The sequence below is a fragment of the Vibrio sp. Vb0667 genome (genome assembly GCF_033391095.1).
This window is the reverse complement of the sequence record NZ_JAWPOL010000003.1, coordinates 291186-306138: the sequence shown is the minus strand read 5'-3', so window position 1 is coordinate 306138 and position 14953 is coordinate 291186. Positions and strand designations below refer to the sequence as shown.

Here is a 14953-nt window from a genome sequence, read left to right as displayed (position 1 = left end):
GTTTCCTCTTTTTTTTTATCCGTTCGTTTGTAGAATTTAAAAATCACGAGTAGGTAATTAAGCGTCTTACCTCTTTACCACTGATTTAACTAGTCAAGAGAGAACGGAATAATGCTTAAACCCAGCGACAAATGGAATTGGTATTTTGACGAGCAAAAAGCTTGCTTAATGCTGGATCTGGGGGAGGAAATGATTTTCCAAACCAATCTATCCCGAAAATTGTTGGTTAACTGTGCCTTCTCAAACAATGAATTTACCGTTGATGACGCCAGCGCATTTCAAACGTTTAATGAGCGCATTCGCTGTCTCGATATCAGTGAATATCGCCAAGCTGAATTAACACTGTATTGTGTTGCTGCAAAGCGTTTTCATAAACCTGTACAGCCTAAGAGCTGGTTCTTCGATGCACAGTCCTCTGATTATGAACCTCAAGAAGGGGACATGGTCTTTCTCACAAATCAATATTCTGATGGTATGTTCATCGTTCTAGAACCAGGCGAAACATCGAGCTTATGTGCTTATGTTAACCAAGAAGCCTTTGTTCTTGATGGCAATAAGGCGCTTCAATTTGGGCAGCCGATTAAAGTAATGCATGATCGCATGGCTTGTGCAAACCACCTCTTTGCAATGACCCCTATGGCAATGGTGGGTTAAAGCTGTTTAATTTTTCTTTATTTCGTTCCTTTGTTTGCCTTAATCGACCTTATTGGGTCGATTTTTTTTGTCCTTTCCTCTGACACTCCAATCCGAAAGACCATGAAACTGTTTGTTTTCTATGCATGCAAACATGAAGCTGGTCACTTTTATTTTACTTATTTCAATTTGATTACTCCTTTAATTAGGCAACCTAGCGCCTAAAACAACCCTATTTATTCCCCTATAAAGGGTATTTGTAAGTAATTTACATCAACCAATCCCAGCTGGTATATACCAAAATGCATGCAAATAAGTATTCACTTCTTCTAAAGGAAACAAAATACGTTCATGAATGAAAAACATTCAAACTAAAGATGTTGAAAGTTTTAGATCATTTGAGTGGTGATGATTTGAACTAACGGGTGGGAAAATACCTTTAAAAACGAGGCATTGATCGTAAAGTCAGGTATAATTGAAGCCATTTTTTATCAGCGAAAGAACACTATGAATCAATATCTCGCGGTAACTTCAAATGGCATGGAAAATTTGCTTGTTGAAGAACTGACTAAACTAGGCATTGAAAATGCGAAACCAGTACAGGCAGGCGTAAAATTTAAAGCGACAAACGAACAGGTTTATCGCTGTTGTTTGTGGAGCCGTTTAGCGTCTCGATTTGTACGTGTTTTATCTGAGTTCACGTGTAACAACGACATGGACTTGTATCTATCCACTTCCACTATTAACTGGGTTAACCAATTTCATAGCTCTAAACGCTTTGTTGTGGACTTTAACGGCACAAACCGTGAGATTAGAAATAGCCAATACGGAGCTATGAAGGTCAAAGATGGCATCGTAGATTGCTTTGAGAACAAAGGCTTGCCACGTCCTAATATCAGCAAAGAACGCCCAGATATTCGTATTCACGTTCGTTTGCATAAAGATAAAGCGTTGCTTGGGGTAGACATGGTAGGTAGTGGTCTTCATCAGCGTGGTTATCGACCAGAATCGGGTCGTGCGCCATTACGTGAAACGCTTGCTTCTGCGATTATCATGCGTTGTGGCTGGGATGGGCATCAACCATTACTCGATCCAATGTGTGGTTCTGGTACTTTGCTTATTGAAGCGGCAATGATGGCAGCCAACATGGCACCTGGCGTTAAGCGCAAACAATGGGGCTTCGAAGTTTTGGAAGACTTTGAACCGGAGACCTGGGCTGAGATTAAATCAGAGGCTAATGTTCAAGCTAGACGAGGTGTCAAGAAAGTTGACGCTAAGTTTTTTGGATTCGATAACGACCCCAAAGTATTAAAAGTCGCTCAAGAAAACGCCCGCAGAGCAGGTGTTGAAGAGTTGATTGAGTTTGCGCAAGGTGATGCTGCAACTATTACTCGTCCCGCAGGATTTGAACACGGTGTTATCGTTTCAAACCCACCTTACGGTGAGCGTCTAGGAACTGAGCCGGGGCTGATTGCGCTCTATACCGCGTTCGGTGGACAGCTAAAATCTGAGTTTGGCGGATGTAAAGCATCTATCTTCTCTAGCTCAGACGAGCTCTTGAGTTGCCTTCGTATGCGCGCTGATAAACAGTTTAAATTGAACAATGGTGCGTTACCGTGTCACCAAAAGAACTACAGCATTGCCGAGCGCAGCGCTGATGAAGTGAAAGGTGCAGATACTAACGTTCAAATCGCACCAGACTTCTCAAACCGTTTGAAGAAAAACATTGGCAAGATTGGCAAGTGGGCGCGTAAAGAGAAACTAGACTGCTATCGTATCTACGATGCAGACCTTCCAGAATACAACGTAGCGATCGACGTGTACGGCGATCAAATTGTGATTCAAGAGTACGCAGCACCTAAGAACATCCCTGAAGAAAAAGCCAAGCGTCGTCTAACGGACATTATCCGTGCGACGATTCAGGTGACCGGTGTCGAAGCGAACAAAGTTGTACTGAAAGTTCGTGAGAAGCAGAAAGGTCGAAGCCAGTACCAAAAATTAGGTCAGGTATCAGAGACGCTCGAAGTAAACGAGTACGGTGTGAAGCTGATCGTTAACCTTCATGACTACCTAGACACAGGCCTGTTCTTGGATCATAAGATCACTCGTCGTCGTCTTGGCGAAATGGCACAGGGTAAAGATTTCCTTAACTTGTTTGCTTACACTGGTAGTGCAACAGTGCACGCTGCAGTTGGTGGGGCGCGTTCCACTACAACTGTCGATATGTCAAACACCTACTTGAACTGGGCGAAAGACAATATGCAGCTTAATGGCTGTGTAGGGCGTCAACATAAATATGAACAAGCGGACTGTTTGCAATGGCTAGAAAACGCAAAAGGTGATTACGACTTGATCTTTATTGACCCACCTACGTTCTCTAACTCTAAGCGTATGGAAACATCATTCGATGTACAACGTGACCACATTAAGCTGATGAAGAACCTCAAACGTTTACTGAGAAGTGAAGGCACAATCGTATTTTCAAATAACAAACGTCATTTCAAGATGGATGAAGAATCACTCGCTGAATTGGGTTTGAAGGCTCAGAATATTTCTTCTCAAACGTTACCATTAGATTTTGCGCGTAATAAACAGATTCATAACTGTTGGCTAGTAACGCACGCGTAGTATAAACAAAAGGATTAATACGTGCTGATATTGTATAGCACGGAGGGATGCCATCTTTGTGAGATGGCATTTGCTCTAGTAGACCAAGTCGGTTTGGCCGAGCAAACAGATATCATCGATATTGCGTTCGATGATGTACTATTTTCTCGTTACGGCGTCACAATACCCGTCTTAAAATATCAAGATTCTGAGTTGAACTGGCCGTTTGACTTAGAACAACTCATACATTGGTTGGATAATAATGGCATTACTTACCATTCATAACGCACAACTTGCATTTGGTGACCACCCATTGCTAGATAAAGCGGAGTTCGCTCTTCAAGAAAACGAACGCGTTTGTTTAGTTGGTCGTAACGGAGCAGGTAAGTCCACGTTAATGAAAGTGCTTGCCGGCGACATTTTGTTGGATGATGGCAAGATTCAAATAACTCAAGACGTAGTAGTTTCTCGGCTTGAACAAGATCCACCGCGCAATCAAGAGGGTACGGTTTACGAATACGTATCTGGCGGTTTGGCTGAAATCGGCGAACAATTGAAGATCTATCACGATCTTCTCGATCTTGTTGCTCAAGACCCAAGTGAGAAGAACATTAACCGTTTGGCGAAAGTTCAAGAGCAACTTGATCATTCTAATGCTTGGCGCTTTGATGACCGTGTTAAGAACGTACTTGGCGCTTTAAAACTAAGCCCAGAAACCAAACTGGCCGATCTATCCGGTGGCTGGCAACGTAAAGCTGCTTTAGCTCGTGCGCTGGTTTGTGATCCTGATGTATTGCTTCTTGATGAACCAACAAACCATCTCGATGTGACAACGATCGAATGGTTAGAGAACTTCTTAAAAGACTTCAAAGGCTCGATCATCTTTATTTCTCACGACCGTGCATTCATCAAGTCGATGGCGACACGCATCGTCGACTTAGATCGCGGTCAATTAGCTTCTTTCCCTGGTAATTACGAACAGTATTTGAATGACAAAGAAGAAATGCTTCGCGTCGAAGAAATGCAAAATGCTGAGTTCGATAAGAAACTAGCTCAGGAAGAAGTGTGGATTCGTCAAGGTATTAAAGCACGTCGTACTCGTAATGAAGGCCGTGTTCGAGCCCTTAAAAAACTTCGTGAAGAGCGTCGTGACCGTCGTGAAGTTCAAGGTAAAGTTAACCTAAACATCGATGATGCTTCTCGTTCAGGTAAGATTGTATTTGAAGCAGAAAATGTATCTTTTGCTTACGAAGGCAAGACAATTGTCGACGACTTTAGCTTTAACATCATGCGTGGTGACCGTATTGCACTTATCGGACCAAATGGCTGCGGTAAGAGTACGGTACTTAAATTGCTATTAGGGCAATTGGAAGCGCAGTCTGGTCGTTTACACTGCGGAACAAAATTAGAAGTCGCGTACTTTGATCAGTACCGAGAGATTTTGGATCCAGAAAAGACAGTGATCGATAACTTAGCGGATGGGAAACAAGAAGTAATGGTTGGGGGACGTCAGCGTCATGCTCTGAGTTATCTCCAAGACTTCTTATTTGCACCTAAGCGCGCCAGAACCCCGGTTAAGGCACTTTCCGGTGGTGAGAAAAACCGATTATTGCTAGCCCGTATCTTGTTGAAACCAAACAACTTACTTATTCTTGATGAACCAACTAACGATTTGGATATCGAAACGTTGGAACTTTTAGAAGAAATGCTTGCCAATTATCAGGGTACATTATTGTTAGTGAGTCACGACCGTGAGTTCGTAGACAACACAGTAACAACCAGCTGGATTTTTGAGGGTAACGGTATAATCGAAGAGTTCGTTGGTGGTTATCATGATGCTAAACAGCAGCGTGACCAAGTTCTTGCTTCGCGCAGTCAGGTTGAAAAACCAACGAAGAAAGAGAAAGTGGTTGAGGAAACTCCCAAAACTACGCAACCTAAGAACAATTCGAAGAAGTTATCGTATAAGCTGCAAAGAGAATTAGAGGCTCTACCAGCTAAACTTGAACAATTAGAGTCGGATATCGAGAGCCTTCAGGAGCAAGTGAACGATCCAGAGTTCTTTGCTAAACCTGTAGAGCAAACTCAGCCGGTATTGGAACAGCTTGCTGCACTAGAGCAGGAGTTGGAAATCGCATTCGAGAGATGGGAAGAACTCGAAGCAATGCAACAGGATAGTTAAGAATTCAATGAATTGTAGTAATAAATTCAAATTGACCGCCATTGCAATGATGGTTGGTACCACAATGAACGCACAGGCGGCATTGTATCAAGTTGTTGAGGTTTCACCTCAGGATCATGGTTCAAACGGTGACTACCAAACGGCTTACGGGGTTGCAATTCAACAGGGCGATGCAGGTACAGAACCTTCAACAGGTTCACCTTTCGCTTTAGGCTGCTTTGATGCAGCAGCAAACTGCACGCCAGAGCAGTTTAAACTTGCAATGGAAACTCGCACTACGCCGATTTCAGCGACACAAGCCGTGGATGGGAACAGCTATCGTGAAGAAATCCCATTCGGATTAGACGCTGGCTTTTATTACATCCAAGAACTCAAAGACTTTGAGCGTTACTGTTACAACCAGCTTCGCTATTCCACCTGTGACTCATGGGCTTCAGTAAACTGGACGCCGTGGAATAAAGAACGTAGTAAAGACTTTACTTCTAATGCGTTAGCGTTCATAGAAGAAGATTCTGCTGCTTATAAAAATGAATATAACAATGTTATTAACCAGCTTACCGAGGGTGGTGCAGCTGTCGGTAATCAGAGTAAAGTTAGCACAGAAAATACTTCTACATTAGAAACACGAAATACCGTAGTTGCACCAGTAGAGCCAAATATTCTTACTGGCGATAGTGACGCAAGTGTTGTGCAAAGCCATGCTTGGAGCACAGACGGCATTTTTACTGTTGGCAGTGTTTCTCGAACAGCAAGCAATACCAATGGATCTCACCACACATCAAAAGCAGCGATTTGGGATCAAAGCGGAACCGTCAGTGAATTGGCTTGGCCTAGTGGCACATCTAAAGATGGAGAAAGGTTAGCTCAAGGGAGCATGCGTGACCTTGTCACTGATGGAACAACGGTCTATGGCGTAGGTTACAACACTTACAGTGATGATAACTACCTGAATGCGACTGTTTTTGTCGGAACTCTAGAAGCCGAAGGTAGCGTTGAAAACGCAACTTGGAAAAATAAAGTTGTTGTAGGAGCTAGACAGCGCGAAGGTGATGATACGGTTCATACAAACTCACGCTTAACCGACGTTAACTCTAATTTTGTTGCTATTGGTGAAGCGAAACGTTCGGGCGGATACTTAATGCCAACGGGCTCTGCTCCGAATCGTCTCTTTATCGTAGATGATGTTCGTAAGGATTCTATTAGCGCTTTTTACCCAACTACTGGCATTTTCTTTAGCGGTGCGGGCGGTAAGATGGGCGGTATCAACTCTTACAATGAAATCGTCGGGCAACTTGATGCGGAAACGACTCGTGAAGACGATGGCAAGCCACGTCGTAAGCGCGGTTTTATCTATCCATATAGCCTAGGTGGCGAGACTAGTGAACGTGCTGCAACATTGTTTAATGGAAAAGCTTGGTTCCTAGACAGTTTGACTAATGGCGGTGATTACTCTGAACAAAACAATCAGTTCCGTATTATCGACGCAACTGATATCAATGATGCAGGTGTGATCTCTGGTACTGCTATGAAATGTGCAGGTGGTTATAGCACAACAGCAAACAATGCGACATGTAGCTCTGAAGAGCAAATTGTAGCAGTCAAACTAGTACCTATTGCTGCCGCAACTAAGGACGACATCGTATCTCGAAGCATTGACTCAACGACGACAGAGCGTCAAGGTGCAGGCCTTGGTTGGTTAGCTTTGACCATGCTTGGATTGTTTGGGTTCCGTAGAAAATAGTTAAAAATCGTCAGTAATTTTTAAATCAAGCAGAGGCTCACACATTTGAGTCTCTGCTTTTTTTATGCCTTGAGAAATTGCCTACTTTGATCGATTCTTATAAGTGGAGTCATAAAAACTCCATCAAAGTTTCACAATAACAGCTGTACGTTAGTAAATGGACCTGTATGAGGAATTAACTATGAAGAGACAAAAGCGTGATCGCCTAGAACGAGCTCAATCTCAAGGCTACAAAGCTGGATTGAATGGAAGGTCTCAAGAGGCTTGCCCATATCAACAAGTTGATGCTCGGTCGTATTGGTTAGGTGGTTGGCGTGATGCCAGAGATGAAAGACAATCTGGTCTCTACAAATAAACTCTCCACATACAAAAAGAAGGATTCGAAAGGGCTCTACGGAGCCTTTTCTACATTATAGGGACATAGGGAAGTAGGTTAACACTCGATAACAAAAAGGCTCCTAAATAGGAGCCTTAATAAATCGATTAAAATCGTGATTAGAAGCTTGAAGTGTCTTGGAACAAGCCAACTTTCAAATCTTTTGCTACGTAGATTTCTTTGCCGTCCACACATACACGACCGTCAGCCAAACCCATCACAAGCTTACGGTTTACAACGCGTTTCATGTGGATTTCGTACGTCACTTTTTTCGCTGTTGGCAGGATCTGACCTGTAAACTTCACTTCGCCAACACCCAGAGCACGACCTTTTCCTTTGCCACCAACCCAGCCAAGGAAGAAACCAACAAGTTGCCACATCGCATCAAGGCCAAGACAACCCGGCATTACAGGGTCGCCAGGGAAGTGGCAGTCAAAGAACCACAAATCTGGAGTAATATCCAATTCCGCCAAGATCAAACCTTTACCAAAATCGCCTTCAGTCTCAGACATTTTAGTAACACGATCCATCATTAGCATGTTTGGCGCAGGAAGCTGAGGGTAACCAGGCCCAAACAGTTCGCCTTGGCTAGAAGCAAGTAGATCGTCACGGTTATAAGAATCACGTTTGTTTTGCATTATCAATTACTCCAATTTTTGATAGCTGCATCTTAGTGAACACGTGTACGCTAAACAACTCCGATCAGTACTAGACAAACCAGTTTTTGATGCGCTGCACAATTCCTTCTGGATGCTCATGTCTTTCAAAGTTTTCAATACGTTCCGCTATTTTGCCAATAATGCTATCGTCTTCACCTCTAAAAGGTTTATTCATTACAATCGGAATAGCTTCATCTACGGTAGAAACGGACCAAATATGGAACTCACCATTTTTAATGCTTTCTATTACATCTTTATGTAATGCAAGGTGTTTAAGGTTTGATTTTGGCATCACAACACCTTGATTTCCTGTAAAACCTTGATGTTTACAAACCTGATAAAAACCTTCAATTTTTTCGTTCAAGCCACCAACGGCTTGCACTCGACCAAACTGATCAACAGCCCCTGTAACCGCAACTTGTTGATTAATTGGAGATTCAGATAAAGCACTTACCAAGCAACAAAGTTCTGCAAGAGATGCGCTGTCACCATCAACTTCACTATAAGACTGTTCAAATACGATGGAGGCTGAGTAAGGCAGTGGTTCATCCAGTTTCAGAGCAGAGCTCAAGAAAGCTTGCATAATCATCATGCCTTTTGCATGTAGATTGCCTCCAAGCTCAGCTTTGCGCTCAACATCGGAAACATCGCCATCACCAAAATGAATTACACAAGATATTCGCGCAGGCTCACCATAGCTGACAGGGTGCCCAGCCATATCAATAACGGTTAGGCCATTGATTTGACCAACTTGTTCCCCAGTTGTCTCAATGATGACTTGTCCATCTAAAATATCGTACACGGCACGCTGAGGAAGGTAAGATTCTCGGTAATACTTATCGTCAATCGCTTTATCTAACGACTTGTAATCTAATGCGTGGCCATCACTGAACTGGCTAGCAAGCGTTAGAAGTTGAGAGTGCCACATTACTCCTAAAGGCAGATAATGTTGATCTTCAGTAAATCTCATACCGGCCAGCAACAATCTTCTAAAACCACATTCAGTTAAGTGAGGCAGCTGATATTGAGAACATATCCAGTTCACTAAACCAAAGTAATCTGTCAAATTCTGCTCTGACAGATGAATATCTTCTTCAACTTCCGTATACATGGCAAAGCCAGAACAGAAGTCTTCATCGATGTATTCTAGCTCTGCTAACTGACTTCTTTCTCCTGTTACAATCAGTTTTACATCATAAGCTTTAGCTTGCGGTACTGAAGTAGGTAAACGAGTAGGGCTTAGGTTCAGTGGCTCGATAAGGTTTTGTTGAATTGCAGACTTTATATTTGGCCAAAGCCCTGGGTTAGCCAAAATTAGATTAGCCGGTACAATTAAGTAACCGTTATCTGCCTGTGAAATTAAACCAGGTTGGAAGGCAATATCACCACTTACATCAACACTGTAACGGTCAAATAAACGTTTGGCATCAAGTGATTCCGAAAAAACTATCGCAGCGTTAGACTGGCTCTGAAGAGCTTTACTGATGAACTCTCTATATACAGAATTATCTACGCAGTTAATGAGTAGTACTCGCGTCAATCCGGAAATTTTTGAAAAACGAGATATCGTTGCCGACATTCTCGGTTGGAGATCAGTAAAAGACTTCTTTGGTAACGAAGGTGCAGACTTTAAAAGTGCTTCGTACTGCTCAAGTGAAGGTGTTACGTCTTGCCAATTAAGTTGGTTCATTAAAATTCATCGTAATTCAATCTTGCCGACATTATAACGAAACGGACTATAACACCCTAGCACCAATTTGGTTTGCTCTCGGCATTCATCTCTCAATGAACAATACTTAGACAAATGAGTGATCAACATCGATACTTCTAAGAGTTTTATTTGCCCAAGTAAACCATCTGGGTTACGCTGTCACTAGGTTATGTTTATGGGTCGGAACAAATGAAATATCAGCAGCTTGAGAATCTAGAATGTGGGTGGAAATGGAAGTATCTCATCAAAAAATGGAAAGATGGTGAAGCGATTACCCGACATATTGATACAAGCGAAGCAGATGCAGCGGTCGCAGAACTAAAACGCCTTGAACACGAGCCTACACTTGTCTTGGCTTGGATAGAAAACCACATGTCAGAAGAGTTAGATAATAAACTCAAGCAGGCTATCCGAGCGAAACGGAAACGTCACTTCAATGCAGAGCAAGTCCATACAAAGAAGAAATCCATTGATTTAGATTACCGAGTTTGGGAAAAGCTTTCTAGTAGAGCGAATGAACTTGGTTGTACGTTATCTGACGCAATTGAATATTTGCTTTCCGAAGCGTCGAGAAGTGAAAAAGCGAGTCAAAAAGTTACCTCAATTAAAGAGGATTTGAGTAAATTGCTATCTAGCTAGGATAGGGAGTGCCAAATGTTATATGTAATCTTAATTGCAGCCATCGTGATCTTTTGGTTGATCGCAGTCGATAGGCCGGTGTTAAAAGTAAAGTTCGATAATGGCCATATTAGTAACGTAAAAGGGCATCTACCTCCTTCTTTCAAACACAACTTACAGGATATTAGTGAGCATAACCCGTTTACTGGTGAAATGAAGGTGTATAGCCAACGAACAGGAATGCGCTTAAGCTTTTCCAAAGGCATTCCCAAAAAAGTTCAACAGAGGATTCGTAACGTTTTTCCGCACCAGGGCTTCAAAGCAAACAAAGGCAAGAAGCGCGCTTAATTACATATCAGTTACTTCATCATGTTAAATGGGACGCAATGTGGCGTCCCATTTTCGTATCTACAGAAAAATTACTTATCATCGAACAATCAACAACATAAACGGACCAAAACGATGAGATACGTTGTAACTTTAATGATATTGATCTTTGCAAGTAATTCAGTTTTTGCTGACGATTCAGAAACGAACCTGTTGGCTAAAAAGATTAAGACTAAGCTTCAAAAGAAAGTAGACAATAAGTTTGATAGCTATCAAGGTTATTGTGACGTCATGATAGAAATGGAGCACAAAAGTAAAAACGCAGTAATAAAAAGAGTAACCAGTAGTGGTGACCAAAAAGTGTGTAGGTACGTTAAGTCCAACTTGAAGAAAGGAAAACGCTATCGTTACAAATTCCCCGAAAAGTACATTCGCCTCCATATAACCACAGGCTTATAAATGTTTCAGAACGCCTTGATTAAGAGCGAGTGAACTGAGCTCGTGATTTTTGGCAGATTTCGTTGCGGAGCGATTAGAGCGTTTAGCTGATTTTTGCTGTTGTACGAGGCGAGTATGAAAGGCTTTTTTGTTTGGTAGCGCTTAAGTTAGTAATCGTGATGCCATTGAATGGCAAATTCAGTGAGTTGGCCATCATCACCATACATAGATTGATTCAGGTACTTACGGAAGAACACGCCAGTAAGTCGAGGACTACGCGCGCATCAATTTTCAATAAGAGATTTGATTTGCTTCGTAAGCATAACCACAAACCAAACTAGCGATTGCAAGTCCACAGGAACCTCGGTTAAAGCCTCAAAAGCCAACAATGTTGTTAATCTTAGGATGACATTTTAAAGTGTCTAAAACCGGACATTATTGCCTTGAGTTTACACTCTCCTCAGTGCGCATTATATGTGTTATGTTAAATTATATATCGCCGTACGCTAAATATTATCTGAGTATGCTCCTATTCCCTTGCAGATTTTAAATTTAAGGGCTTTAGCATTAAACATAATGGTTATTTACCATAAAATACTTAATATAGATCTTAATAATCTATCGATTGTTAAGATCTATATTAACGCCTTTTTACTTATTGAAATGACTGTATAGCTTCAAAGATATCTTGTCTTCTAACTGGCTTGGAAATGAATCCGTCCATACCGGCATCCAGGCATTTATCTCTATCGCTTTCTAGCGCATGTGCAGTTAACGCTATAATTGGGGTCCTGAGACCTTTATCTCGAATAAGTCTTGTTGCGGTAATTCCATCCATCACTGGCATCGAGACATCCATGAGAATCAAATCGATTAAATCCTCATTCTCTTCTAAAAATGTTAATGCCTCTGCTCCATGGCTTGCGATATGAACATTATGGCCAAGCTTATTTAAGATAAGCTTTATTACGAACTGATTCGATTCGGTATCTTCTACGACGAGAAGTTCCATTGCTTTTGTCGGTTGATTGGTTTCGATTCTAACTGGACGATTTTGATTACAACGAGTCAAAACTGGAATCGAAATCGTAAAGGTTGAACCAACATGCTCATCACTTTTAACGGCAATCTTTCCACGCATCATTTCGACTAAATGCTTGGTTATTGCGAGCCCCAGTCCTGTACCACCGAAGCGTCTCGTGATGGAACGGTCTCCTTGATGAAATGCCGTAAACAAATGCTCTTGCTTTGCTTTAGATATACCAATTCCAGTGTCAGATATTGAGATCACAAGTTCAGCATCTTGCTCAGATACAGAAACTTTTACTTCACCTTCGTCTGTAAACTTTATTGCATTCCCTATTAGATTAAACAGAATTTGAGATAACCGCGTGGAGTCAATCCAAAATTGTTTGTCATTAGTGACAGTACAGTTGAGCTTGAATTTAAGATTTTTCTTCTTAGCTATTTGTTTTTGCTGAGAAATAACAAAAGTGACAGTGTCTCTTAAGTTAATCCATTGTTCATTGAGCTGAAAGCGACCTGACTCGATTTTAGAAAGATCAAGAATGTCACTGATTATCGCGAGAAGTAACTCTGCAGAGCACTCCATTTGGCTCAAAGCATCAATTTGTTCTTCTGACAAGGTTGATTGCTTCAGTATATCTAGCATTCCAAGAACGGAATTTAAAGGGGTTCTTATTTCATGACTCATCATCGCTAAGAACTCCGACTTAGACCGGTTCGCAAGCTCTGCTTCTTCTCTTGCTTTAGCGAGCTGAGTTGTTCTTACTTCAACGATACGTTGTAACTTCTCTTTGGTCTCGATATCAATGACCGCCCTTTCAATTAAGGGACGAAACCGCCTCAAGGTTTCCTTATTCTCTATGCTAAAGTGCCCTTTCTGAGCTCCAATAAGTAGGATTACGGTTTGCGTTACTTCTGAACGTATACCAGTTAAAACGACCGAGTTTACATGGCTTTTTATAAAGCTGTTTAAGTTAACAAACTCAGCGAGTTTATCTGGCTCGAACAGTAGAATGCATTCACCATTGAGAGCTCTTTGATAGGTGTTACCGTGTAACCAGGATACATTATCAAATACGCTATTAGTTGATATCAATGTCTTGAAGGGATATCGTTCACCATCACGAGTCAGTACAATAAAATCATCGAAGTTGATGTACTTTTTGAGGACATTGTTTAATCCCGTAAATATCTCATGCCGATTCTTTGCCTCACTCATCGCAGATATCGCGGAAAGAATGGCCTTGTTTTCATCGGCGAGTAGTCGTTCTCTTTGTCTAGCCTGCTTTAGCTCAACTAACGCTTCTTGAAGCGCTTCCTGTTGATATATGTCTAAGTATTTATCTTTCATAAGGTTTATGGAATATAGCCGATGAAATCATCAGGTTTCCATGTCCATTCTCACCACCAATAAATCTACCTTGCTCGCCGAAAGTAAAAGGGCAAATAAAAGGCAAATGTTCTAGTTCTTGGTTAATTTGTTCACAAACGCTATTCATGTCTTGCATTAAGTGCAACATGGGACCTGCGCAAAAGATATTTATCACTCCAATTTTTCGAGACTCTTCTAATTTTTGGTTAAAAGCGGCATTGACGACTTTTGCAGCGCGCGCAACGAGATGCTCACGACTTCCTTTCATTAATGTGAGCTCGTCACCCTCTTCTATTCGTGTAAACAACTCGATTCCACCATCTTGCGTCTCACGGATCGGATGGGATAACTTGTAATATGGGCGATCATAGAGATGACCTGCGATCCGCCCTAATGGATAAGCACTCGAGTTTGTAAACAGCATATTATCTTTACCTACTTGGTTATCCTGGTGATTTGTCCACCTTCTATAAACATTGAGCGCAGGTTCGTTATCAATTTCAAGTAAGCATCTATCGTTGGTCTTGGTTGCAACACCTTTGATATTAGTTGGTGTATGTCCAGCGCTAAAAGCGATATCAACAGGTTGAGAGGAGTAAAAGAGAGTTAAGCTTAAACCTGAAGTTTGAGAACCTTGGGCGGTTATCACAGACCATTTCCCAGCGATGTTATTATCAGCGGCCGAACCACCAATAATTGGAATTAGAGTTCCAAATCTTTCATCTATAGACGCAATGATTGATTCCTCTTGCCCTGGTGTAGCATGAAGTAGAATTAAGTTTGGTACCTCTCCTACACGGTTTGCGTTCTCAAGGGCCATATCCAAAGCCTTGGTGACGCTGTCACCTGAGTTGTGATTAGAAATACCAGTACCATAAGCATGAGGACCTGTATCATAAACAGCAAGTGCCGCAATTACTGGGCCTGTATGAAAGCCCTGATCTGTCATTACGGCTTGACATGAACTGGCGCCATGAAAAGGCACACCAGGAAAATGCGCAAGAAACGCTTCTCGAATCAACTCGAAATTGTATTCTTCCGTGTAGTAACACATCACGTAAGACAAGTTCTGTTGTGTCAATTCGGACCTGAGCGTTTTTATCGCTGAGTCTTCATCTTTAATATGAGTAAAAACTGATTGGCAATGCATACGATTTTATAATTGGATATCACTCTGCTGTTATACCATTCCAACCAATTTTCTCTAGGTAAGAAGGTGTTAATTTCATTAATAAGTTACGATTATCTCGTGATAGATCGTAT

General features: G+C 41.7%; 13 protein-coding genes. 9 read left to right on the top strand and 4 right to left on the bottom strand.

What is annotated here, in order from left to right:
- Positions 1–111 precede the first annotated feature (111 nt).
- From R8269_RS06595 to rmf, 6 genes are all read left to right on the top strand, one after another.
- Complete coding sequence (locus tag R8269_RS06595) at positions 112–654, top strand: cell division protein ZapC (RefSeq protein ID WP_215810531.1); 543 nt, start codon at positions 112–114, stop codon at positions 652–654.
- 486 nt (positions 655–1140) lie between these two features.
- On the top strand, positions 1141–3261 hold the full coding sequence (gene rlmKL / locus R8269_RS06590; protein ID WP_005390075.1) for a bifunctional 23S rRNA (guanine(2069)-N(7))-methyltransferase RlmK/23S rRNA (guanine(2445)-N(2))-methyltransferase RlmL: 2121 nt from the start codon (positions 1141–1143) through the stop codon (positions 3259–3261).
- Between the two features lie 21 nt (positions 3262–3282).
- Positions 3283–3525 carry a glutaredoxin family protein gene (locus R8269_RS06585; RefSeq protein WP_213961979.1) on the top strand — a complete coding sequence of 81 codons (243 nt, stop codon included), beginning with the start codon at positions 3283–3285 and terminating at the stop codon, positions 3523–3525.
- Positions 3503–5422: an ABC transporter ATP-binding protein gene (locus tag R8269_RS06580; RefSeq protein WP_213893859.1), complete on the top strand. Its 1920-nt coding sequence runs from the start codon at positions 3503–3505 to the stop codon at positions 5420–5422. The genes R8269_RS06585 and R8269_RS06580 overlap by 23 nt, the downstream gene beginning before the upstream one ends.
- 7 nt (positions 5423–5429) lie before the next feature.
- Positions 5430–7163 carry a DUF3466 family protein gene (locus R8269_RS06575; protein WP_258476656.1) on the top strand — a complete coding sequence of 578 codons (1734 nt, stop codon included), beginning with the start codon at positions 5430–5432 and terminating at the stop codon, positions 7161–7163.
- Between the two features lie 181 nt (positions 7164–7344).
- Positions 7345–7518, top strand: a complete 174-nt coding sequence (rmf, locus tag R8269_RS06570; protein WP_005377453.1) for a ribosome modulation factor — start codon at positions 7345–7347, stop codon at positions 7516–7518.
- A gap of 140 nt (positions 7519–7658) precedes the next feature.
- On the opposite strand, the gene fabA is transcribed toward rmf, so the two are convergent.
- Both fabA and R8269_RS06560 read right to left on the bottom strand, forming a co-directional pair.
- On the bottom strand, positions 7659–8177 hold the full coding sequence (fabA, locus tag R8269_RS06565) for a bifunctional 3-hydroxydecanoyl-ACP dehydratase/trans-2-decenoyl-ACP isomerase (protein ID WP_005390081.1): 519 nt from the start codon (positions 8175–8177) through the stop codon (positions 7659–7661).
- 70 nt (positions 8178–8247) lie between these two features.
- Positions 8248–9888, bottom strand: coding sequence for an AAA family ATPase (locus R8269_RS06560; protein ID WP_005377458.1), 1641 nt, complete (start codon positions 9886–9888; stop codon positions 8248–8250).
- Between the two features lie 210 nt (positions 9889–10098).
- Here R8269_RS06560 and matP point away from each other — a divergent pair, with 210 nt between their 5' ends.
- The 3 genes from matP (at position 10099) to R8269_RS06545 (ending at position 11313) form a co-directional block, all read left to right on the top strand.
- Complete coding sequence (gene matP / locus R8269_RS06555; RefSeq protein WP_005396497.1) at positions 10099–10548, top strand: macrodomain Ter protein MatP; 450 nt, start codon at positions 10099–10101, stop codon at positions 10546–10548.
- 15 nt (positions 10549–10563) lie between these two features.
- Positions 10564–10875, top strand: coding sequence for a DUF3634 family protein (locus R8269_RS06550; protein ID WP_005377468.1), 312 nt, complete (start codon positions 10564–10566; stop codon positions 10873–10875).
- A gap of 114 nt (positions 10876–10989) precedes the next feature.
- Complete coding sequence (locus R8269_RS06545; RefSeq protein WP_031778962.1) at positions 10990–11313, top strand: hypothetical protein; 324 nt, start codon at positions 10990–10992, stop codon at positions 11311–11313.
- Between the two features lie 634 nt (positions 11314–11947).
- Here R8269_RS06545 and R8269_RS06540 read toward each other — a convergent pair.
- Positions 11948–13669, bottom strand: a complete 1722-nt coding sequence (locus R8269_RS06540) for an ATP-binding protein (protein WP_005377471.1) — start codon at positions 13667–13669, stop codon at positions 11948–11950.
- Complete coding sequence (locus tag R8269_RS06535; protein ID WP_005377472.1) at positions 13659–14840, bottom strand: FIST signal transduction protein; 1182 nt, start codon at positions 14838–14840, stop codon at positions 13659–13661. The genes R8269_RS06540 and R8269_RS06535 overlap by 11 nt, the downstream gene beginning before the upstream one ends.
- Positions 14841–14953 lie beyond the last annotated feature (113 nt).

What these genes read in the sequence shown, in the direction of transcription:
- R8269_RS06595 (WP_215810531.1), top strand. Translation starts at nt 112, where the DNA reads ATGCTTAAACCCAGCGACAAATGGAATTGGTATTTTGACGAGCAAAAA.
- rlmKL (WP_005390075.1), top strand. Translation starts at nt 1,141, where the DNA reads ATGAATCAATATCTCGCGGTAACTTCAAATGGCATGGAAAATTTGCTT.
- R8269_RS06580 (WP_213893859.1), top strand. Translation starts at nt 3,503, where the DNA reads ATGGCATTACTTACCATTCATAACGCACAACTTGCATTTGGTGACCAC.
- R8269_RS06575 (WP_258476656.1), top strand. Translation starts at nt 5,430, where the DNA reads ATGAATTGTAGTAATAAATTCAAATTGACCGCCATTGCAATGATGGTT.
- rmf (WP_005377453.1), top strand. Translation starts at nt 7,345, where the DNA reads ATGAAGAGACAAAAGCGTGATCGCCTAGAACGAGCTCAATCTCAAGGC.
- fabA (WP_005390081.1), bottom strand. Translation starts at nt 8,177, where the DNA reads ATGCAAAACAAACGTGATTCTTATAACCGTGACGATCTACTTGCTTCT.
- R8269_RS06560 (WP_005377458.1), bottom strand. Translation starts at nt 9,888, where the DNA reads ATGAACCAACTTAATTGGCAAGACGTAACACCTTCACTTGAGCAGTAC.
- matP (WP_005396497.1), top strand. Translation starts at nt 10,099, where the DNA reads ATGAAATATCAGCAGCTTGAGAATCTAGAATGTGGGTGGAAATGGAAG.
- R8269_RS06550 (WP_005377468.1), top strand. Translation starts at nt 10,564, where the DNA reads ATGTTATATGTAATCTTAATTGCAGCCATCGTGATCTTTTGGTTGATC.
- R8269_RS06545 (WP_031778962.1), top strand. Translation starts at nt 10,990, where the DNA reads ATGAGATACGTTGTAACTTTAATGATATTGATCTTTGCAAGTAATTCA.
- R8269_RS06540 (WP_005377471.1), bottom strand. Translation starts at nt 13,669, where the DNA reads ATGAAAGATAAATACTTAGACATATATCAACAGGAAGCGCTTCAAGAA.
- R8269_RS06535 (WP_005377472.1), bottom strand. Translation starts at nt 14,840, where the DNA reads ATGCATTGCCAATCAGTTTTTACTCATATTAAAGATGAAGACTCAGCG.